This is a genomic window from Streptomyces sp. NPDC005303 (assembly GCF_040607335.1).
Lineage (GTDB): Bacteria > Actinomycetota > Actinomycetes > Streptomycetales > Streptomycetaceae > Streptomyces.
Genome location: NZ_JBEXGM010000003.1, coordinates 77,296 through 97,555, shown reverse-complemented (window position 1 = coordinate 97,555; position 20,260 = coordinate 77,296). Strand labels below are relative to the sequence as shown.

General features: G+C 70.6%; 18 protein-coding genes. 12 read left to right on the top strand and 6 right to left on the bottom strand.

Features of this window, described 5'->3' with window-relative positions; all coding sequences use genetic code 11:
* Positions 1–780 precede the first annotated feature (780 nt).
* Positions 781–1,362 (top strand): GNAT family N-acetyltransferase, encoded by a 582-nt coding sequence (locus ABZT93_RS06880; RefSeq protein WP_356100055.1) that lies wholly within the window; start codon positions 781–783, stop codon positions 1,360–1,362.
* A gap of 23 nt (positions 1,363–1,385) precedes the next feature.
* On the opposite strand, the gene ABZT93_RS06875 is transcribed toward ABZT93_RS06880, so the two are convergent.
* Complete coding sequence (locus ABZT93_RS06875) at positions 1,386–2,912, bottom strand: amino acid permease (protein WP_356100052.1); 1,527 nt, start codon at positions 2,910–2,912, stop codon at positions 1,386–1,388.
* Positions 2,913–3,171: 259 nt separating this feature from the next.
* On the opposite strand from ABZT93_RS06875, the gene ABZT93_RS06870 reads away from it, so the two are divergent.
* The 3 genes from ABZT93_RS06870 (at position 3,172) to ABZT93_RS06860 (ending at position 5,708) form a co-directional block, all read left to right on the top strand.
* Positions 3,172–3,762, top strand: a complete 591-nt coding sequence (locus tag ABZT93_RS06870) for a PadR family transcriptional regulator (protein WP_356100051.1) — start codon at positions 3,172–3,174, stop codon at positions 3,760–3,762.
* 183 nt (positions 3,763–3,945) lie between these two features.
* Positions 3,946–4,935 carry an ATP-binding cassette domain-containing protein gene (locus ABZT93_RS06865; RefSeq protein WP_356100047.1) on the top strand — a complete coding sequence of 330 codons (990 nt, stop codon included), beginning with the start codon at positions 3,946–3,948 and terminating at the stop codon, positions 4,933–4,935.
* Positions 4,932–5,708, top strand: a complete 777-nt coding sequence (locus tag ABZT93_RS06860; RefSeq protein WP_356100042.1) for an ABC transporter permease — start codon at positions 4,932–4,934, stop codon at positions 5,706–5,708. The genes ABZT93_RS06865 and ABZT93_RS06860 overlap by 4 nt, the downstream gene beginning before the upstream one ends.
* A gap of 54 nt (positions 5,709–5,762) precedes the next feature.
* Here the strand turns inward: ABZT93_RS06860 and ABZT93_RS06855 are convergent, their stop codons facing one another.
* The gene (locus ABZT93_RS06855; RefSeq protein WP_356100040.1) at positions 5,763–6,608 is read right to left on the bottom strand and encodes a siderophore-interacting protein; all 846 of its coding nucleotides are present in this window, start codon (positions 6,606–6,608) and stop codon (positions 5,763–5,765) included.
* Between the two features lie 93 nt (positions 6,609–6,701).
* Entirely contained in the window at positions 6,702–7,631 is a 930-nt protein-coding gene (locus ABZT93_RS06850) for a 5'-3' exonuclease (RefSeq protein ID WP_356100697.1), read from the bottom strand.
* 194 nt (positions 7,632–7,825) lie between these two features.
* Between ABZT93_RS06850 and ABZT93_RS06845 the strand changes: the two genes are divergently transcribed.
* The 4 genes from ABZT93_RS06845 (at position 7,826) to ABZT93_RS06830 (ending at position 13,068) form a co-directional block, all read left to right on the top strand.
* Positions 7,826–8,890: a betaine/proline/choline family ABC transporter ATP-binding protein gene (locus tag ABZT93_RS06845; protein WP_356100037.1), complete on the top strand. Its 1,065-nt coding sequence runs from the start codon at positions 7,826–7,828 to the stop codon at positions 8,888–8,890.
* Positions 8,883–11,492, top strand: a complete 2,610-nt coding sequence (locus tag ABZT93_RS06840; RefSeq protein WP_356100033.1) for an ABC transporter permease/substrate binding protein — start codon at positions 8,883–8,885, stop codon at positions 11,490–11,492. The genes ABZT93_RS06845 and ABZT93_RS06840 overlap by 8 nt, the downstream gene beginning before the upstream one ends.
* Before the next feature lie 293 nt (positions 11,493–11,785).
* The gene (locus ABZT93_RS06835) at positions 11,786–12,355 is read left to right on the top strand and encodes an XRE family transcriptional regulator (RefSeq protein ID WP_356100030.1); all 570 of its coding nucleotides are present in this window, start codon (positions 11,786–11,788) and stop codon (positions 12,353–12,355) included.
* Positions 12,352–13,068: a helical backbone metal receptor gene (locus ABZT93_RS06830; RefSeq protein WP_356100027.1), complete on the top strand. Its 717-nt coding sequence runs from the start codon at positions 12,352–12,354 to the stop codon at positions 13,066–13,068. Before ABZT93_RS06835 ends, ABZT93_RS06830 begins: the two co-directional genes overlap by 4 nt.
* On the opposite strand, the gene ABZT93_RS06825 is transcribed toward ABZT93_RS06830, so the two are convergent.
* Positions 12,980–14,104, bottom strand: a complete 1,125-nt coding sequence (locus tag ABZT93_RS06825; RefSeq protein WP_356100025.1) for a TDT family transporter — start codon at positions 14,102–14,104, stop codon at positions 12,980–12,982. The genes ABZT93_RS06830 and ABZT93_RS06825 overlap by 89 nt on opposite strands.
* A gap of 70 nt (positions 14,105–14,174) precedes the next feature.
* Here ABZT93_RS06825 and ABZT93_RS06820 point away from each other — a divergent pair, with 70 nt between their 5' ends.
* Positions 14,175–15,101 carry a LysR family transcriptional regulator gene (locus ABZT93_RS06820; RefSeq protein ID WP_356100022.1) on the top strand — a complete coding sequence of 309 codons (927 nt, stop codon included), beginning with the start codon at positions 14,175–14,177 and terminating at the stop codon, positions 15,099–15,101.
* Here the strand turns inward: ABZT93_RS06820 and ABZT93_RS06815 are convergent.
* On the bottom strand, positions 15,098–15,790 hold the full coding sequence (locus tag ABZT93_RS06815) for a gamma-glutamyl-gamma-aminobutyrate hydrolase family protein (protein ID WP_356100019.1): 693 nt from the start codon (positions 15,788–15,790) through the stop codon (positions 15,098–15,100). The genes ABZT93_RS06820 and ABZT93_RS06815 overlap by 4 nt on opposite strands.
* A gap of 67 nt (positions 15,791–15,857) precedes the next feature.
* Positions 15,858–16,595, bottom strand: a complete 738-nt coding sequence (locus tag ABZT93_RS06810; protein ID WP_356100016.1) for an FCD domain-containing protein — start codon at positions 16,593–16,595, stop codon at positions 15,858–15,860.
* Positions 16,596–16,691: 96 nt separating this feature from the next.
* Between ABZT93_RS06810 and ABZT93_RS06805 the strand changes: the two genes are divergently transcribed.
* From ABZT93_RS06805 to ABZT93_RS06795, 3 genes are read left to right on the top strand one after another with little or no spacing between them, the layout of a single operon-like run.
* Positions 16,692–18,050, top strand: a complete 1,359-nt coding sequence (locus ABZT93_RS06805; protein WP_356100013.1) for a glutamine synthetase family protein — start codon at positions 16,692–16,694, stop codon at positions 18,048–18,050.
* A gap of 27 nt (positions 18,051–18,077) precedes the next feature.
* On the top strand, positions 18,078–19,451 hold the full coding sequence (locus tag ABZT93_RS06800; protein ID WP_356100010.1) for an aldehyde dehydrogenase family protein: 1,374 nt from the start codon (positions 18,078–18,080) through the stop codon (positions 19,449–19,451).
* Positions 19,448–20,248 carry a 3-oxoacyl-ACP reductase gene (locus tag ABZT93_RS06795; RefSeq protein ID WP_356100008.1) on the top strand — a complete coding sequence of 267 codons (801 nt, stop codon included), beginning with the start codon at positions 19,448–19,450 and terminating at the stop codon, positions 20,246–20,248. Before ABZT93_RS06800 ends, ABZT93_RS06795 begins: the two co-directional genes overlap by 4 nt.
* Positions 20,249–20,260 lie beyond the last annotated feature (12 nt).

The window sequence follows — 20,260 nt, the reverse complement described above, 5'->3', positions numbered from 1 at the left end:
CTGCGACCGCAGCGTGGCTGAACTCGTGCACCAACCCGGCCTCGTCAACTGCGCGCCGGCGGCCGTTGTCTTCGCGGCGGCAGCCGGACGGTACGGAGGATCGGTGGCCACCACCGCCAGGACAGCGTTGTCGGAGGCGAGGTCGTGGATCATCCCTACCTTCCAGTGCCACCAAGGGTTTCGTCAACTGTGCGGGGCGAGTTGGCGCTGGTGTGAGGCGCCGATGCGGACGGCGGCGAGGGGCCCTTCGGGTGGTCGCCGATCCGCCATTCTCGGCGATGTTCCGGACGGTGTCGTCGGTGAGCGGGCGGCATCCGTCCCGGGCGGATTCGCACTGGTACACGAACTCGCCGACCGCATCGGTGCCTTGCGCTGCATCCGCTCCCCAGGCCCATCGCCGACCGTCGCAGACATTCGGCCACCACCCCACGGGCCCGGGTGCGACACCGCTCATGCCCGCAATTCACCCTGGCAGCCCACCACTTTGCACCATGCGACGATTTCCGGCCGCGGGGAAGGGAGCGCAGTCCCGGCGCACGGAGCGGATCCCCTGGCCGCCGGATGCACGGCCGCGCACTCCGGCCCGCCGATGCGCTGCGGGTACCACCCTCGTTTGCGGCAGTTGGGGAGCAAGTTCGTGGCGGGGACGGCACGTTCGACGTGAGCGGCCGGGGCAGTCGACCCCGTCCCCCCGAGGGCGGGATGCGAGGTCTGCGTCCCCTCGCCGTCAAGGGTAAAACCCGTTGGGACGGGCCTTCCGCGGTTGGCAGGATGCGGGTCATGCCGTACCTCACCGACCCGGTGCTCGCACCAGGCACCCTCTCCAGCCGCACTCAGCCCACCCTCCGCACCGACGACGGCCTGCTCCTGCGTCCCTGGAGGCTCGAGGACGCGCCCGCGGTCCACGCCGCGTTCCAGGACCCCGCCATGCATCAGTGGCACGCCCGTGCCGCCGACTCCGTGGACGAGGTCGGCGGCTGGATCGAGGAGTGGCGGCAGGCCTGGGCCCGGGAGGAGACCGCCCAGTGGGCCGTGGTGGACAGTGATACCGATCTGCTGCTCGGCCGGGTGGCCCTGCGTGAGATCCATCTCGACGACGGGCAGGCCGAGATGGCGTACTGGACGACCGCGGGGGCCCGCGGGCGGGGTGTGGCAGCGCGTGCCACGGTTGCCCTGTCCCGGTGGGCTCTCGACGACGTGGGATTCCACCGTCTTGAACTCATGCACGCCGTCCGTAACGAGGCGTCCTGCCGTGTCGCGACAAGGACGGGCTTCGCTCTGGAAGGGACCAAGCGGAGTGCGATTCTGCATCCGGACGGTTGGCACGACATGCATCTGCACGCGCGTGTGCGGGGCGACTGAGGCGGCCACGGAACCTGGGTGAGTCACCCGGCAGGCGTACGCCTGCGCAGTGCTCGCCACGTCACGCCGGCCGCCAGCGTCGCGGCCAGGAACAGCACCGTGAACCACTGGAAGTACCAGTGGCCCCCCGCCGGGTCGTACACCTCGGCCCGGGGCCAGGCCAGGTTGACGGTCATCAGGAGGCCGTAGAGGAGGGCCAGGGCGTTGACCGGGATGCCCCAGCGGCCCAGGGAGAACAGGCGGCCGCCCTCCTCGTCGGTGCCCGACGAGGAGAACTCGCCCCGCAGGCGGCGGATCAGCAGGGGGCCCGTGACCATCGCGTACGCGAGGTACAGCATCACGATGCAGGTCGTGCCGATCGCCAGGAACGCCTCCGGTGAGGCGAAGTTGAGCAGGAGCAGGGCGGCGGCCAGGATGCCGACGACCAGAGCGGGGGCGGTGGGCATGCCCGTGCGGGGGTTCACGCGCGCGAGGCGGCCCGCGAAGGGCAGCTGGCCGTCGCGGGCCATGGAGAAGAGCATGCGGCAGGCCGCCGTCTGGATGGCGAGAGTGGCCACCGTGATCGCGATCACCACGTCGGCCAGCAGAGCCTTGCCGACCCCGTCGCCGAGGCTGCTGGTGAGGACGTAGCTGAGGCCGTCGACCGACAGGTGCCCGTCGGTGAGGCTGGGGGCGGCGAGCAGGCCGCCCAGGACGATCAGGCCGCCGAGCGCGCCGGCCGCGGCGAGTGCCGTGAGGATCGTGCGGGGCGCGGTGCGCCGGGGGTGGCGGGTCTCCTCGCTCATCTCGCCCGCGCTGTCGAAGCCGATCATCACGTAGGCCGCCGTGAACGAGCCCACCAGCAGTGCCCCGAACAGGCCGTTCTGTGCGGCGCCCGTGGTGTGGAAGGTGATGCTCGGTGTGCGCTCGGAATGGGTCAGCAGGAGTACGACGATCAGGACCGCGCCGATGATCTCGGCGGTGACGCCGACCCGGTTGATCAGGGACATCACACGGTTGTCCACGACGTTCACGACGGTCGTCAGGACGAGCAGGATCACGCCGAGGACCGCCGCGTTGGCCGCCCCGTCCGCCGAGGTCGGTGCCGGGTCGGTGCCGACCAGCTGGAAGCCCGACCAGATCGCCGGGAGCACCATCTGCAGGGCCAGTGCCGCCGCGGCGACCACGACGATCTGCCCGATCACCATGATCCAGCCGGCGAACCAGCCGAAGGTCAGGTTGGAGAGGCGGGACGACCACTGGTAGATGGCGCCCGAGAGGGGATAGCGCGCCGCCAGCTCCGCGAAGCAGGCCGCCACCAGCAGCTGCCCGACCAGTACCACCGGCCAGGCCCAGAAGAAGACGGGGCCGCCGAAGGCGTACCCGAAGGCGAAGAACTGGAAGACGGTCGTCAGGACCGAGATGAACGAGAACCCCGCCGCGAAGGACGCGTACCGGCCCAGGCTGCGGTGCAGCTCCTGGCGGTAGCCGAACTCGGTGAGGGACCGGTCGTCGGTGGCGGGGGAGTGCGGGGGATCGGGACGGACGTCGGAGGGACTGGTCGTCGTCACGGCGGCACCTGCCTTCGGCGGCATGAGGGTGAAAGTGCGGACCAGCGGTGCGGGAGCTGGATTCCTGTCGGGTGACAGAAATTAGGGAGAGGCTGTTTCGGGTGCGTGACGCAGGCATGTCGAAGCGGCTCCCAAGTCCTCACGCCCTTGCGTGGAGCCCGCACACGCGATACATCGTGTCTATTGACGGCCTGTCGTAGATCGCGATATGTTCGGTCACGGATATTCGAGCGCGAGCTTCGGAGGTGAGGTGAAAGGTATGAGGCGCCGCACGCTCCGCAACCCTCTTGCGCTCGCCGTGCTGGCGACGCTGTGGCAGAAGCCCATGCATCCCTACGAGATCGCCCAGACCCTGCGCCGGCAGGGCAAGGACTCCAGCACGAAGATCAACTACGGCTCGCTCTACACGGTCGTGCAGAACCTCGAGAAGCATGGATTCGTCGAGGTCACGGACGTGGAGCGACAGGGCAACCGGCCCGAGCGGACCGTCTACGACATCACCGCGGCCGGGCGTCAGGAGGCCACCGAATGGATGTCGGACCTGATCGCGTCCCCCGCCAAGGAGTACCCGATCTTCGAGACCGCGCTCTCGCTGCTCGCTGTCCTGCACCCCGACGACGTGGTGACGCTGCTGGAGGAGCGCCTCGCCGCCCTGCTGGTCCAGGCGGCGAGCGGCCGAGGCGCACTGGAGAAGCTGTACGAGACACTGCCCCGGCTCTTCCTCGTGGAGAACGAGTACCAGCTCCACATGGTCGAGGCGGAGGCGGAGTGGGTCCGCGGCTTCCTCGACGAGCTCAGAAAGGGCACGCTGCCCGGCATCGAGGAGTGGAAGGCGTTCCACGAACCGTGACCTGAACAAGAACAGGCCCCGGCACGGCTGTTGCAGCAGCCCGCCGGGGCCTCGAACCCCGAACTGAATCCGCCCTGAGGCACATCCAGGCGATCGAGGTGCGGCACACCCAGGATAGCCCGGTGCTCCTCACGCGGATCAGTTGTCATCCGCTCGACCAGGAGACCCAGGAGAGCACCTGCCATGAACACCCGTGCGCCCGCGATCGAGGCGCGTCAACTGATCAAGACCTACGGCGGTGAGGTCACCGCCCTCAACGGCATCGACCTCGTCGTCGAGCGGGGCAGTGTCTTCGGACTGCTCGGGCCGAACGGCGCCGGCAAGTCCACCACCGTCAAGATCCTCACCACCCTGGCCCGCCCCGACTCCGGCTCGGCCACCGTCGCGGGCCATGACGTGCTGCGCCACCCGGACCGGGTCCGGCGGGCCATCGGCGTGGTCGCCCAGGGCTCGGGCGCCGACCCGGTCGCCACCGGCCGCGAGAACCTGCGACTCCAGGGCAGGCTCCACGGCCTGAAGGGCACCGCCCTCGAACAGCGGGTGGACGAGCTCCTCGACCGCTTCACGCTCACCGAGGCCGCCCGGCGTCCGGTCAAGGGCTACTCGGGCGGCATGCGACGCCGGCTCGATGTCGCACTCGGCCTGGTGCACCGCCCGGAGGTGCTCTTCCTGGACGAGCCCACCACCGGTCTCGACCCCGAGGCCCGCACCGCGATGTGGGACGAGATCGGACGGCTCGCCGGGGAGGAGGGGCTGACGATCCTGCTCACCACGCACTACCTCGAAGAGGCCGACCGGCTCGCCGAACGGGTCGCGGTCGTCGACCGCGGCCGGATCGTCGTCGAGGGCACCCCGGACGCGCTCAAGGGCGAACTACGCGGCGACGCCGTGCATGTGGAGCTGCGCGAGCCGCTCGGCGACGCGGGGCGCACCCTGCTGACCGGCGCCCTGCACGGGGTGCCGGGTGTGCACGAGGTGCTGGCCGACGGACACCGCGTCAGCGTCCGCGCCGACGACGGGGCCGCCGCCGTACCCGCCCTGCTCGCCGCCCTGGAGCGGGCCGGGGTCAAGGTCGCCACCGCGACCGTCGCCCGTCCGTCCCTCGACGACGTCTACCTGCGCTACGCGGGCCGCCGTTACTCCGACGCCGAAGACCTGGTGGGTGCCCGATGAGCACGGCCGTCTCTCAGACCTGGTACATGACGCAGCGTCAACTCATGGTGTTCGTACGGCAGCCCGCGTACGCGATCATCACCCTGATCCAGCCGGTGATCTGGCTGTTCCTGTTCGGCAGCCTCTTCAGGAAGGTCGTCGAGCTCGGCGGCTTCGGGACCACCACGTATCTCGACTACCTCGTCCCGGGCGTGGTCGTGATGAGCGCGCTCGGCTCGAACATGTGGGCCGGCATGGGCACGTTGGAGGAGATCCAACGCGGGACCCTGGACCGCTTCCTGACCACTCCGGTCAGCCGGGCCGCGCTGATGAACGGCAACGTCGTCAACAACGGCCTGGTGACCGCGTTCCAGTCGGTGGTCATCGTGCTGCTCGGGCTGCTGGGCGGCGCCGACTATCCGGGTGGTCTCGCCGGGATCGCCGTCCTGGTGCTCGCCTCGGTCCTGCTGGGCACCGTGTTCGGGGCGCTGTCCAACGCGCTCGGCATGCTGGTGCGGGAGCGGGAGTCGATCATCGGGATCAACACCTTCCTGCTGCTTCCGCTGACCTTCCTGTCCAGCGCCTTCATGGCGCCCTCGCAGATGCCCTCCTGGATGCGGCACATCGCCGACTTCAACCCGTTGAACTGGGCGATGGTGGCGGGCCGTTCGGCCCTGTCCGCCGATCCCGACTGGGGGTTCGTGCTGGGCCGCGGGGGAGCCCTGCTCGGGCTGGCGGTCGTGGCGGTGTGGCTGTCGATCAGGACGTTCCGGTCGTACCAGCGGTCGGTGTGAGCGCACGAGAGGGGCGGCACCTCGGAAGGTGCCGCCCCTCTCGGAACGCAGTGCCTAAGCGGCCGGCGCCGCCCCCTCCTGCTCCGCCTCGATGCGCGCGTTCCAGTCCCGCTTGGAGGCCTGCCAGCCGTCCTCGTTGTGGCCGAGGCGCCAGTAGCCGGAGATCGACAGGTCCTCGCGCGGGACCGCGCGCTCGACCCGCAGCAGATGGCGCAGCTGCTTCACGAAGTGCGCCTCGCCGTGCACGAAGGCGCACAGCCGGCCCTCCGGGAACTCCAGCGCGTGAACGGCCTCCACCAGGGCCTCGCCGACCGGGCGGGAGCCGCGGTGCAGCCAGACGACCTCCACGTCGGAGTCGATCTTCTGCTCCTCCTCGGGCCCGGAGACCTCGATGAAGGCGTGCGCCCGGGTGCCGTCGGGCAGGGACTCCAGGGATCGGGCGATCGCGGGCAGCGCGCTCTCGTCACCGACGAGGAGATGCCAGTCGGCCTCCAGGTCGGGGGCGTAGGCGCCGCCCGGGCCCATGAAGCGCACGGTCTCGCCGGGCTGGACGCGCACCGCCCAGGGGCCGGCGAGGCCCTCGTCGCCGTGGATCACGAAGTCCAGGGTGAGTTCGCGGTGTTCGGGGTCCCAGTGGCGCACGGTGTACGTGCGGGTCACGGGCCACTGCTCACGCGGGAACTCCTCGCGGATCCGCTGCATGTCGAAGGGCTCAGGGTAGGTGGCGCCCTCGGCCGGGAACAGGATCTTGACGTAGTGGTCGGTGCAGGTGTCCGTCGCGAACTCGGCGAGTCCTTCGCCGCCCAGCACCACGCGCTGCATGTGCGGGGTGAGGCGTTCGGTGCGGACCACCTGTGCGGAGTGGGGTTTCCGCGGCTTGCGTCCCGGTCCTTCTGCCATGGCGGCCTCCCAGTTCCCTACGCTTAGGCTTACCTAAGTTAGCATCAGCCTCCCTGGCGACGGCATGCCACTTGTGGAAAGCGAGGGCAATATTTACGCGCCGAGCGTCGTCACCAGTCGTTGCAATGAGCCACCCAGCCCCCACCGCTCTGCCAGCTTCTCCAGTGCCGCGGGGTCGCGCGGCGTGCGCGGGACCGCGGTCTCCACCTGCGGCAGCGGGACATCCCCCGCCACCTTCACGACCTTCGGCGCCACGGCCACGTACGGCCGCGACTCGTCCAGCCGCTTGCGCTGCGACGGAGTGAGCTTCGCCTTCGGGTCGTCGACCGCGGCCATGATCCCGGCCAGGTCACCGAACTCGGCGAGCAGCTTGGCCGCCGTCTTCTCGCCGATGCCCGGCACGCCCGGCAGACCGTCGCTCGGGTCGCCGCGCAGCGTTGCCAGATCCGCGTACCCACGGCCGTCGACGCCATACTTCTCGCGCAGCCACGCCTCGTCGGTCAGCTGGAGCGTGCCGACGCCCTTGAGGGGATACAGCACCCGCACCTGACGCTCGTCGTCCACCAGCTGGTACAGGTCGCGGTCGCCCGTGACGATGTCGACCGGGCCCGTCGCCTGTGCGGTGAACGTGCCGATCACGTCGTCCGCCTCGTACCCGGCCACACCCACGCGCGCGATGCCGAGGGCGTCCAGGACGGCCTCGATGACCGGCACCTGCGGCGACAGCGTGTCCGGCACCTCCTCCTCGTCCGGGCCGCTCTCGTGCTCCTCGGCGACGCGGTGCGCCTTGTAGGAGGGGATCAGGTCGACCCTCCACTGGGGGCGCCAGTCGGCGTCCATGCAGGCCACCAGCAAGTCGGGGTGGTGGTCCTTGACCAGGCGGTCGATGAATTCGAGGAGGCCGCGCACGGCGTTCACCGGCGTGCCGTCGGGTGCCTTCACCGACTCCGGCACACCGAAGTAGGCACGGAAGTAGAGCGAGGCGGTGTCGAGGAGCATCAGTCGTCCGGTCACGTCTCGCATCATGCCGTACGGCACCGACACCGGCCGCCGTCGCTCGACCCGTTCGGCGGTGTGAGCGTCCTGTGAACCAGGACACCTGTGTGTTTGGCCGAAAGGCTTATGGGCAGGCGCGGCCTCGGAGCGAGGCAGGTTGCACCTTCAACTGTTCGCGGCCCTTCGTCTCCCACCCAGTGGTCAAGAGACAAGAGGTACGCGTGTCATCACGGCTTGAGGCAGAGCAGCTGTACAAGGTCTTCGGAAGACGGCCCGACGAGGCGGTCGACAGACTCCGTGAGGGCGCGGACCGGGAGGGACTGCGCGCCGAGGGCACCACCGCGGCGGTGATCGACGCCTCCTTCACCGTGGACCCGGGCCAGATCTTCGTGGTCATGGGCCTGTCCGGCTCGGGCAAGTCCACGCTGCTGCGCATGCTCAACGGCCTCCTGGAGCCGACCGCCGGCCATGTTCGCTTCGACGGCCAGGACCTCACCGCGCTCACCGACCGCGACCTGCGCGCCGTACGCGCCAAGAAGATCAGCATGGTCTTCCAGCACTTCGCGCTCTTCCCGCACCGCAGTGTCCTGGAGAACGCCGCCTACGGGCTCGCCGTCCAGGGCGTCCCCAAGGCCGAGCGCGTCGAGCGGGCGACCGAGGCCCTGGAGCTGTGCGGCCTCAAGGGCTGGGAGAAGTCCTGGCCCGACGAGCTGTCCGGCGGTATGCAGCAGCGAGTGGGCCTGGCCCGCGCCCTCGCCACCGACGCCGATCTGCTCCTCATGGACGAGTCCTTCAGCGCGCTCGACCCGCTGATCCGACGGGACATGCAGGACCAGCTCCTTCAGCTCCAGAAGACCCTGAAGAAGACCATCGTCTTCATCACCCACGACCTCAACGAGGCCATGCGGCTCGGCGACCGGATCGCCGTGATGCGCGACGGCCGGATCGTCCAGATCGGCAGCGCGGAGGACATCCTCGTGCGGCCCGCCGACGACTATGTCGCCTCCTTCACCAAGGACGTCGACCGCTCCCGTGTCCTGACCGCGTCCGCCGTCATGGACACGGACGTGAGCGGCGCCGAGGCCGACTGCGGCTGCGAGAGCGACTGCGAGACCGCCACGCTCGACACGCCGTTCACCGAGCTGTGTGCGATGAGCGCCCGGTCGAGCCACCCGGTGGCCGTCCTCGACGCGCAGCGAAAGCTCGTCGGCGTGGTCCCGCAGGAGCGCCTGATCGCCTTCCTCGGCGACGCGGAGGCCCCCCGGGTGGAGGCCGCCCATGCCTAGGATCCCGCTCGGCGACTGGGTCAACGACACCGTCGACTGGCTGCTCGACCACGTGGCCTGGCTCTTCGACTTCCTCAAGTCCGTCTTCACCGGCACCTACGACGGTATCGACGCCGTCCTCCAGGCGCCCCAGCCCCTGCTGCTCGCGGGCATCTTCGCCGTGATCGCGTTCTGGCTGCGCGGCACCCTGGCCGGCGTCCTCACCTTCGCGGGATTCGCCTTCATCGACTCCCTCGAACTGTGGGAGGACGCGATGACGACCCTCTCACTGGTCCTCGTCGCCACGATCATCGCGCTGGTGGTAGCCGTGCCCGTGGGCATCTGGGCGGCCCGCTCGAACCGGGTCAGCGGCCTCGTCCGCCCCGTCCTGGACTTCATGCAGACGCTGCCCGCGATGATCTACCTCATCCCGGCGATCCTGTTCTTCGGCACCGGCGCCTCCGCGGGCATCGTCGCCACCCTGATCTTCGCGCTCGCCCCCGGCGTGCGGATGACCGAGCTCGGCATCCGCCAGGTCGACAAGGAGCTCGTCGAGGCCGCCGAGGCCTTTGGCACCACTCCGCGCGACACCCTCCTGCGCGTCCAGCTCCCCCTGGCGCTGCCCACCGTGATGGCCGGCGTCAACCAGGTCATCATGCTCGGCCTGTCCATGGCCGCGATCGCCGGCATGGTCGGCACCGGCGGCCTCGGCGGCGACGTCAACGAAGCCATCGGCCAGCTCAACGTGGGCCTCGGCTCCGAGGCCGGTGTCGCCATCGTCATCCTCGCGATCTACCTGGACCGCATGACCGGCGCGCTCGGCACCCAGGTCTCCCCGCTGGGCCGCCGCGCCGCCGCCAAGGCCCGCGCGTCCCACGGCGGGCTGAAGATCTGGTCCTACCGTCCCAGCCCCCAGATCGCCGTGATCGGCGTCGTCGTCCTCGCCCTCGTCGCGGGCGGCATGGGGATCTTCGGCGGCACCTCGGGCGAGGCCACGGCCGTCTCCGGGAGCAAGGACGTCGGCCAGGGCAAGAAGATCAGCATCGGCTACGTCCCCTGGGACGACGGGGTCGCCTCGACCTTCCTCTGGAAGGAGATCCTGGAGGAACGCGGCTACCAGGTGGACGCCAAGCAGTTCGACGCCGGGCCCCTCTACACCTCCCTCGCCTCCGGCAACGCCGACTTCATGACCGGCGCCTGGCTGCCCACCACTCACGAGCAGTACTGGAAGAAGTACGGCAAGCAGCTCGACGACCTCGGCGCCTGGTACGACAAGACCTCCCTGGAGCTGAGCGTCCCGTCCTACATGAAGGACATCAACTCCCTGGCGGACCTCAAGGGCAAGGCCTCGCGGTTCGGCGGGAACATCACCGGCATCGAGGCCGGAGCCGGTGAGATGGCCCTGCTCAAGAGCAAGGTCCTGAAGGCGTACGGCCTCGACAAGGAGTACAAGGTCGTCGACAGCTCCACCCCCGCCATGCTGGCCGAGCTGAAGCGGGCGTACGCCAAGAAGGCCCCGATCGCGGTCACGCTCTGGTCGCCGCACTGGGCGTACAACGACAACGACCTGAAGAAGCTCAAGGACCCCAAGCGCGCCTGGGGCTCCGGCGACGGCATCCACACGGTGGCCCGCAAGGGCTTCACCGACGACAACCCGGCCGTCGGACAGTGGCTGAAGAACTTCAAGCTGGACGAGAAGCAGCTCACCAGCCTGGAGGCCGAGATCAACAAGGCGGGCAAGGGCAGGCAGCAGGACGCCGTCCGCACCTGGCTGAAGCAGCATCCCGGCCTGGTCGACAAGCTGGCCCCCGTCCAGAAGACGGCGGCGGAGACGAAGCGGCCGGTCAACGTGGCCTGGTTCCCCTGGGACGAGGACATCGCCGTCACGTATCTCTGGAAGAACGTGCTCGAGAAGCGCGGCTACCGGCTGAACCTCAAGCAGATGGACGTAGGCCCGGTCTACACCGGCCTCGCCTCCGGAGACCTGGACCTCAACTTTGACGCCTGGCTGCCGTACGCCCAGAAGAACTACTGGGACCAGAGCAAGGACAGCCTCGCCGACCTCGGCACCTGGTACCGGCCGACGTCGCTGGAGGTCGCCGTGCCGTCGTACGTCAAGGGCGTGAAGTCCTACGAGGACCTCAAGGGCAAGGCGTCCCTCTTCGACGGGAAGATCATCGGCATCGAGCCGGGCACCGGCGAGATGAACCTCCTCAAGACCAAGGTCCTGCCGGGCTACGGCCTCGACAAGGAGTACGAGGTCGTCGACGGCTCCACCCCCGCGATGCTGGCCGAGCTCAAGCGCGCCTATGCCAGGAAGCAGCCCGTCGCCGTCGTCCTGTGGTCCCCGCACTGGGCGTACAGCCAGTACGACCTGACCAAGCTGACGGACGACAAGAAGCTCTTCGGCGAGGGCAACACGATCCGCACCATCTCCAACGAGAAGTTCCCCGGGCAGTACCCCCAGCTCACCAAGTGGATCAAGGGTTTCCATATGAGCGAGGACGAGCTCGGTACCCTGGAGAGCGAGATCAACAAGTACGGCCAGGGGCACGAGGAGCGGGCGGTCGCCGCCTGGCTGAAGGAGCACCCGGAGATGGTCGGGCGGATGACACCGTCATAACCGCTCCGGGAGCACGGTAAGGATCCGGCCAACCACATAGAGCTACGTCATCGCCCGAACTCCGATGCCGACAAGGGGACTTGGACGGCCCGCGGCGGACAGGTGACCGAAAACCGGCCCCCTGGCACTTTCCAGGGGGCCGTTCGGCTGGCGCGAACTGTGAGGTACGGTCGCACGCCGTATGACCTCTATGTGACGGCCGCATGAAACGGTTTGCCGAACATGCGTAGGGTGCAGACAACTCATCAGGGGACGGGTCACAGGACCGACGAGCGGAGGAGGGAGCCGGAGCCATGGGCGACCACAAAGAACAGCCCCTTCGGGTCGGCGCGGCCGTGCGCCGCCGGCGCCGCGCGCTGGAGCTCACCCTCGCCGTCGTGGCCGAGCGCAGCGGCCTCTCGGTCCCCTTCCTGAGCCAGGTCGAGAACGAACGCGCCCGTCCCAGCCGCAGCTCCCTGGAGAAGGTCGCCGACGCCCTGCGCACCACGGCCGTCGAACTCCTCGCCGCAGCCGACCCCGCGTGCAGCGTCGACGTCGTGCACGCCGAGGACCCGGACCCGGGCTACGAACCCCGGATGCGTTCCCTGGTGCGCGGCCACCACCAGATGCACGCCCAGGAGTTCACCGGCGACCACGACGCGGGCCGTGAATTCCAGTACCGCAACGACCAGTTGATGTACGTCGCCGACGGTGCGGTGGACGTCGAGGCCGAGGGCCGCGCCTACCGGCTGGGCCGCGGCGACACCCTGTACCTGACCGGTGGGGTGCGGCACCGCTGGCGGGCGACCGTGTCGGACACCCGGGTGGTCGTCGTCGCCGTGGCCGAGCACATCGAGGCGGTCCAGGACCGGCCTCGGCGGTGAGAGTCGTCTCCCTGGTCCCCTCGCTGACCGAGGCGATCGCCCACTCGGCACCCGGCGCCCTGGTCGGCGCCACCGACTGGTGCACCCACCCGGCGGACCTGGACGTCCCCCGGATCGGCGGCACCAAGAACCCGAAACTCGACCCGATCTCCGCCCTCGCCCCCGACCTGGTGATCGCCAACGAGGAGGAGAACCGCCCGCCGGATCTCGAAGCCCTGCGCGCGGCGGGCCTGGAGGTCCTGGTCACCGAGGTGCGTGACGTCCCGCAGGCCTTCCGGGAGCTGGCCCGGGTCGTCGAGGCGTGTGGCGCCGTACGGCCGCGCTGGCTGGACGAGGCCGAAGAGGCGTGGTCGGCGCTTCCCGCGCGGGAGCCCCGCGTGACGGCGGTCGTGCCCATCTGGCGCAGGCCGTGGATGGTCCTGGGCCGGGACACCTTCGCGGGCGACGTCCTCTCCCGCCTCGGCGTGGACCATCTGTACACCGACCACGAGGACCGCTATCCGAAGGTCCCCCTGGAGGAGCTGCGGGCGGCTGCCCCGGACGTGGTCGTCCTCCCGGACGAGCCGTACCGCTTCACCTCCGACGACGGCCCGGAGGCCTTCCCCGGTCTGCCCTGCGCACTCGTCAGCGGACGGCACCTGACGTGGTACGGACCGTCGCTGGCCGAAGCACCACGGGCACTGGGCGAGGCCCTGCGAGCAGCGCTCCGCTGACGAGCCCGCGCGCGGTGTGCACGGCGGCGGTGGTCCAGGCGGCGACCAGAGCGACGTAGAGGCCCGTGGCGAGCCAGTCGTAGACGACGAGCCCCGTGTGCCGGGCCAGCGCCTCGGCGCCCGTGACACAGGTGCCGACCGGGAAGGTGAACGCCCACCAGGTCATCGAGAACCGCATCCCGTGCCGACGGGCCCGGATCACATGCGCGGTGGCGAGCGCCAGCCACAGCAGCGCGAACCCCATGACGGGAACGCCGTAAAGGACCGCGAGGACGCCGAAGCCCTGGCTGTAGGGGGCCGGGACGACACCGGGTGCCACGTCCGCGAACTTGCCGACCGCGGTGGTGGACTGGCCGAGCGGGCCCAGCACCAGGAAGAGGGTCGGGGTGAGGGCGAGGGGGAGCGGGCCGCCGGTGACGATCCGGGCGAAGACGAGCGGCAGCATGGCCAGGGTCGCGAGGAGGCTGAGCCCGAACATCGCGAAGCAGGCGAGGAGGAGGGTCTCGCGCGGCTGACCTGCGGGGAGATACGGCACGAGGAGTGGCCCGAGGGCGGCGGACACCATGGGTGCGACGAGGGGCAGCAGCCATACGGGCGTCGCCTGCCGCGGCTCGACCTTCTGCCGTACGGCCATGAGGTACGGCACGACGACGGCGGCCGCGAGCCCCACGGCCGTACCGGCGGTGAACAGCACGGCGTCGAGAGCGACCGTGGCCGTCGTCCCGATCCAGTCCCGGCCGACGGTGAGGGCACCGCCGCCGACCGCCAGCAGGGCCATGGCGAGGCAGCCGTAGAAGGGGGCCGCGGCGGCGTCGAGGAGGTGGGCGCGGGCCTGGTCGGCGTGGTGGCGCCAGTGCAGGGCGCGGGCGCAGAGGAGGGTGAGCAGCAGGGCGAGGGACAGGAGCCAGACGGCGGCGCAGATCGTGCGCAGGCCGGGGAGTTGCACGGGGAGCGCGACGCCGGCGGTGGCGACGATCGAGGTGCCCATGACGCAGGCGTACCAGTTCGGCCCGAGGTGACGGACGGCGGTGACCATGTCTCCACGGTGTCGTCCCGGGAGGGCCGCGACCAGGGAGTACGGCTCTATGAGGGCATAAGCTGTCTTTATGAGCGGTGCGGAGGAGCAAGGGGCGGCGGTGGGCGGGGGGCTGTCCCACCGGGTGCCGGATCTGGGCGCGCTGGAGCTGCTGCTGGCCGTGGCGCGGCTGGGGAGCCTGGGCGGGGCGGCGCGCGAGCTGGGCATCACCCAGCCCGCGGCGAGCAGCCGGATCCGCTCCATGGAACGGCAGCTGGGCGTGGCCCTGGTCGACCGCTCGCCCCGCGGCTCCCGGCTCACGGACGCCGGGGCGCTGGTGACCGACTGGGCGCGGCGGATCGTGGCGGCGGCGGAGGCCTTCGACGCCGGTGCGCAGGCGCTGCGGGTCCGTCGGGACTCCCGGCTGCGGGTGGCGGCGAGCATGACGATCGCGGAGTACCTGCTGCCGGGGTGGCTCCTCGCCCTGCGCGCGGGACGCCCGGACACGGCGGTGTCGCTGCACGCGGGAAACTCCGCGACGGTCGCGGAGCGGTTGCTGTCGGACGAGGCGGACCTGGGCTTCGTGGAGGGCCTGACGGTCCCCTCCGGCCTCGACTCGGTGGTGATAGCCCACGACCACCTGATCGTGGTGACGGCGCCGGGGCATGTGTGGGCCCGCCGACGACGGGCTCTTGAAGCCACCGAACTGGCCGTGACGCCGCTGATCCTCCGGGAGAAGGGCTCGGGCACCCGCCAGGTCCTGGACGCGGCTCTGGGGGGCCTGGCGCGCCCCCTGATCGAGCTCTCGTCCACCACGGCGGTGAAGGCGGCGGCGGTGAGCGGGGCGGGACCCGCGGTCCTGAGCGAGCTCGCGGTGGGCGAGGAACTGGCGATGCGACGGCTGGTGCGGGTGCCGGTGGAGGGAGTGTCGCTGGCGCGGGATCTGCGGGCGGTGTGGCCCACGGGCCACCGACCGGTGGGCCCGGCGAGGGACCTGCTGTCGCTGACGCGCGCCTAGGGGCGGACGGCCGCGGAGACCAGTCCCCGCATCACCCGCAGATCCTCGCCCATCTCCGGATGCCACTGCACCCCCAACACCCAGTGCGAGCCCGGGAGTTCGACGGCCTCCACCGTGCCGTCCGCGGCGTACGCCGAAGGGACGAGGCCCTTCCCGAGCCGGTCCACCGCCTGGTGGTGGTAGGCCGGTACGGAGGTCTCCTCCGGGGCGAGGCCGCCGTACACCGTGCCCGGTACGGGTTTGACCGGGTGGTGACCGAAGACGCCCATGGTCTGCGCGTGGCCGTCGACGTGCTGGACGAGGGTGCCGCCCAGGGCCACGTTCAGGAGTTGCATGCCCCGGCAGATGCCGAGCAGGGGGAGGCCGGTCGCCAACGCCGCCTTGATCAGGGCCAGTTCCCAGGCGTCACGGGCGCGGGCGGGCGGGCCGGTGCGGGGGTCGGGGGTGGCGCCGTAGTGGACCGGCTCCACGTCCGGGCCGCCCGAGATCACCAGGCCGTCCAGGCGGGCCACCGTCGCCGCCGCGTGCTCCGGCGCGTCCGGCGGGAGCATCGCGGCCAGGCCGCCCGCCCGCTGCACCAGACGCGGATATCCGGCCGGCAGCAGCGCCGCCTCCAGCTCCCAGACGCGCCAGCGCGTCCCGGCCTCCAGATAGGTGCTGACGCCGATCAGCGGTCGTACGGTCGTCACACGGCCCTCCCAGGCTTACCAATGGCCCACAGTCATACCTTTGCCCCTGAGGCCACCCGCCGCAAGGTCACGCCAGAAATCCCCGCAGCAGCGCCGCCGTCCCCGCGCAGTGCTCCCGCATCATCTCCCGCGCCCCGTCGGCGTCCCCGTCGAGGACCGCCTCCACCAGCGCCGCGTGCTGCCGCTGGGAGTGCTCCAGGTTGCGGACCAGGAGCGGGATGCAGTCCAGGAGGTCGTTCACCGAGGCCCGTACCGCCGCGTACTGCGCGGTCAGCGTCGGTGAACCGCACAGTTCCGCGAGGGTCAGGTGGAGCAGCGTGTCCTGGCGCCGGTAGTCCGCCAGCGGGGCCTCCTGCGTGGCCGCCAGCGCCTCCCGCAGCCGCTGCGTCTGCTCGTCCGTGAGGCCGTGCGTCGCGCACAGGCCCGCCGCACCCACCTCCAGGACCTCCCGGAAACGCAGCACGTCCTCGATGTCCGCCTCGGCGATCCGGCGCCGCAGCTCCTGCTCGCCCACCGCGTTCGGCGTACGGGGCAGCACGAACGTCCCCCCGTACCGTCCCCGCCGCGACTCCACCAGCCCCTGGTCCTGGAGCACCTTCAGCACCTCGCGCAGGGTCACCCGGCTGATCCCGAGCCGCTCCGCGAGCTCCCGCTCGGCCGGCAGCCGCTCGCCACCCGGCACCAGCCCGAGCCGCACCACCTGCAGGATCTGCTCCAGCGCCTCCTCGAAGCCGTTGCCCGCCCTGACCGGCCGCAGCACCGGCGTCAACCGGTCGTCCGGGCCGCCGTCAGCGTCCACCGACATATGGTCGAGCCCCCTTCCCAAGCAATGGTTCAGAGCAATACCTTATGGCTCCCGGCCCCGGACGGAAAAACGCGCAGCAGCCGAAGGAGCTCTCCCGTGGCAGACCGCACACCCCCGCTCAGCGTCGAGGAGCTGCACGCCCTCGTCGCGAGCGGCGAGATCGACACCGTCGTCCTGGCCTTCCCCGACATGCAAGGACGGCTCCAGGGCAAGAGGTTCGCCGCCCGCTTCTTCCTCGACGAGGTACTCCACCACGGCACCGAGGGCTGCAACTACCTCCTCGCCGTCGACACCGAGATGAACACCGTCGACGGCTACGCGATGTCCTCCTGGGACCGCGGTTACGGCGACTTCGCCATGCACCCCGACCTCGGCACCCTGCGCCGCGTGCCCTGGAACGCCGGTACGGCCATGCTGATCGCCGACCTCGCCTGGAACGACGGCTCCCCGGTCGTCGCCGCGCCCCGCCAGATCCTGCGCCGCCAGCTGGAGCGCCTCGCCGAACTCGGCTACACCGCCCAGGTCGGCACCGAGCTGGAGTTCATCGTCTTCAAGGACACCTACGAGCAGGCCTGGGACGCGAGCTACCGGGGGCTGACACCGGCGAACCAGTACAACATCGACTACTCGGTGCTCGGCACCGGCCGTATCGAGCCGCTGCTCCGCCGGATCCGCAACGACATGACGGCCGCCGGTCTCACCGTCGAGTCCGCCAAGGGGGAGTGCAACCCCGGCCAGCACGAGATCGTGTTCAAGTACGACGACGCCCTGACCACCTGCGACCAGCACGCCATCTACAAGACCGGCGCCAAGGAGATCGCAGCCCAGGAGGGCGTGTCCCTCACCTTCATGGCCAAGTACAACGAGCGCGAGGGCAACTCCTGCCACATCCACCTCTCGCTCGCCGACGCCGCCGGCAACAACGCGATGGCCGGCCCGGACGGCATGTCGGACGTGATGCGGTACTTCCTCGCGGGGCAGCTCGCGGCCCTGAGGGACTTCGCCCTGCTCTACGCCCCCAACATCAACTCCTACAAGCGGTTCCAGCCGGGCTCCTTCGCCCCCACGGCGGTCGCCTGGGGCCACGACAACCGCACCTGCGCCCTGCGGGTCGTGGGCCACGGCCGCTCCCTGCGCTTCGAGAACCGGCTGCCCGGCGGTGACGTCAACCCGCACCTCGCGGTCGCCGGGCTGGTCGCGGCCGGCCTGTACGGCATCGAGCAGAAGCTGGAGCTGCCCGAGGTGTGCACCGGCAACGCCTACACCGGCGAGTACGCCCACGTCCCCACCACCCTGCGCGAGGCCGCCGAGCTCTGGGACAACAGCCCGATCGCCAGGGCCGCCTTCGGAGACGAGGTGGTCGCGCACTACCGCAACATGGCCCGCGTCGAACTCGAAGCCTTCGACGCGGCGGTCACCGACTGGGAGCTGCGCCGTTCCTTCGAACGTCTGTGATGTCGAACGTCTGTGAGAGGTACTTCGTTGTCGTACGAGCATGAGCTGACCGTCCTCAACCCGGCCACCGAGGAGGTCGTCGCCACCGTCCCCGCCGCCACCGCGGCCGACGTGGACGCGGCGGTCGCCCGCGCGGCCAAGGCACAGACCCGCTGGGCGGCCCTCGCCCCCGCCGACCGGGCCCGTCTGCTGCGCCGGTTCGCCGACGTCGTCGACGGGCACGTCGAGGAGCTGGCCCGGCTGGAGGTCCGGGAAGCCGGTCACCTCCTCGGCAACGCCCGCTGGGAGGCCGGCAACGTCCGTGACCTGCTCGCCTATGCGGCCGGGGGAGTGGAGCGGCTGAACGGCCGCCAGATCCCGGTCGCCGGCGGACTCGACGTCACGATCCTCGAACCCCTCGGTGTGGTCGGCGTCATCGCGCCCTGGAACTTCCCCATGCCGATCGCCGCCTGGGGTACGGCACCCGCGCTGGCCGCCGGCAACGCCGTCGTCCTCAAACCCGCCGAGACCACCCCGCTCACCGCCCTGCGGCTCGCCGAACTCGCACTGGAGGCAGGGCTGCCGGAGGGGCTGTTCCAGGTGCTGCCGGGGCACGGGCCCGTCGCCGGTACCGCACTCGTCGAGCACCCCGGTGTCGCGAAGATCGTCTTCACCGGCTCCACCCGCACCGGCCGGGACGTCATGGAGCGCTGCGCCCGCCAGATCAAGCCGGTCACCCTGGAACTCGGCGGCAAGAGCCCCAACATCGTCTTCGCCGACGCGGACCTCGCCCAGGCCGTCGACCCCTTCTCCTTCCTCGACAACTCCGGCCAGGACTGCTGCGCCCGCACCCGGATCCTGGTCCAGGAGTCTGTCTACGACGAGGTCCGGGAGCTGCTGGCCGACGCCGTGGCCTCCGTGGTCGTGGGCGACCCGGCCGACGAGAAGACCCGGATGGGTCCGCTGATCTCCCGTCAGCAACTGGACCGCGTACGGCAGTTGGTGCCCTCCGAAGCCCCCGGTCTGCGCGGCAGCGCACCCGACGGGCCCGGCTTCTGGTTCGCGCCGACCGTCCTCACCGGCGAGGCGCCCGACTCCCAGGCCGCCCGCGAGGAGATCTTCGGCCCGGTCGCCGTCCTGCTGCCCTTCACCGACGAGGAGGACGCGATCCGGCTCGCCAACGACACCCCCTACGGCCTCTCCGGCTCCCTGTGGACCCGCGACATCGGCCGCGCCCTGCGCCTGTCCCGGGCCGTCAAGGCGGGCAACCTGTCCGTCAACTCCCACTCCAGCGTCCGCTACTGGACCCCCTTCGGCGGCTACAAGCAGTCCGGACTCGGCCGCGAACTCGGCCCGGACGCCCTGACCGCCTTCACCGAGACCAAGAACGTCTTCATCAGCACGGAAGGCCCCGCCCTGTGACCTCTTCGACCTCTGCGACCGATCCGATCGTGTGCCGTCGCCTCGTCGGCCGTACGGCCGTCATCACCGGAGCCGGCAGCGGCATCGGTCTCGCCACCGCCCGCCGACTCGCCTCCGAGGGCGCGAACGTCGTCTGCGCCGACGTAGACGAGGCCCGCGGCAAGGCCGCCGCCGACGACATCGGCGGACTCTTCGTCAAGGTCGACGTCACCGACCCCGAGCAGGTCGAGGCCCTGTTCAAGACGGCGTACGACACCTACGGCAGTGTCGACGTCGCCTTCAACAACGCGGGCATCTCCCCGCCCGACGACGACTCCATCCTGGAGACGGGCCTGGAGGCGTGGAAGCGCGTCCAGGAGGTCAACCTGACCTCCGTCTACCTGTGCTGCAAGGCCGCGATCCCCTACATGCGGCGCCAGGGCAAGGGGTCCATCATCAACACGGCGTCCTTCGTGGCGAGGATGGGCGCGGCCACGTCCCAGATCTCCTACACCGCCTCCAAGGGCGGGGTGCTCGCCATGTCCCGTGAACTGGGCGTGCAGTTCGCGCGCGAGGGCATCCGGGTGAACGCCCTGTGCCCGGGCCCGGTCAACACCCCGCTGCTCCAGGAACTGTTCGCCAAGGACCCCGAGCGGGCCGCCCGCCGCCTGGTCCACATTCCGGTCGGCCGGTTCGCCGAGGCCGAGGAGATCGCCGCCGCCGTCGCCTTCCTGGCCAGCGACGACTCCTCCTTCGTCAACGCCAGCGACTTCCTCGTGGACGGCGGGATCTCGGGGGCGTACGTCACTCCGATGTAGGCCTCGTCCTAC

What these genes read in the sequence shown, in the direction of transcription:
- ABZT93_RS06880 (WP_356100055.1), top strand. Translation starts at nt 781, where the DNA reads ATGCCGTACCTCACCGACCCGGTGCTCGCACCAGGCACCCTCTCCAGC.
- ABZT93_RS06870 (WP_356100051.1), top strand. Translation starts at nt 3,172, where the DNA reads ATGAGGCGCCGCACGCTCCGCAACCCTCTTGCGCTCGCCGTGCTGGCG.
- ABZT93_RS06865 (WP_356100047.1), top strand. Translation starts at nt 3,946, where the DNA reads ATGAACACCCGTGCGCCCGCGATCGAGGCGCGTCAACTGATCAAGACC.
- ABZT93_RS06860 (WP_356100042.1), top strand. Translation starts at nt 4,932, where the DNA reads ATGAGCACGGCCGTCTCTCAGACCTGGTACATGACGCAGCGTCAACTC.
- ABZT93_RS06855 (WP_356100040.1), bottom strand. Translation starts at nt 6,608, where the DNA reads ATGGCAGAAGGACCGGGACGCAAGCCGCGGAAACCCCACTCCGCACAG.
- ABZT93_RS06850 (WP_356100697.1), bottom strand. Translation starts at nt 7,631, where the DNA reads ATGCGAGACGTGACCGGACGACTGATGCTCCTCGACACCGCCTCGCTC.
- ABZT93_RS06840 (WP_356100033.1), top strand. Translation starts at nt 8,883, where the DNA reads ATGCCTAGGATCCCGCTCGGCGACTGGGTCAACGACACCGTCGACTGG.
- ABZT93_RS06835 (WP_356100030.1), top strand. Translation starts at nt 11,786, where the DNA reads ATGGGCGACCACAAAGAACAGCCCCTTCGGGTCGGCGCGGCCGTGCGC.
- ABZT93_RS06825 (WP_356100025.1), bottom strand. Translation starts at nt 14,104, where the DNA reads ATGGTCACCGCCGTCCGTCACCTCGGGCCGAACTGGTACGCCTGCGTC.
- ABZT93_RS06820 (WP_356100022.1), top strand. Translation starts at nt 14,175, where the DNA reads ATGAGCGGTGCGGAGGAGCAAGGGGCGGCGGTGGGCGGGGGGCTGTCC.
- ABZT93_RS06810 (WP_356100016.1), bottom strand. Translation starts at nt 16,595, where the DNA reads ATGTCGGTGGACGCTGACGGCGGCCCGGACGACCGGTTGACGCCGGTG.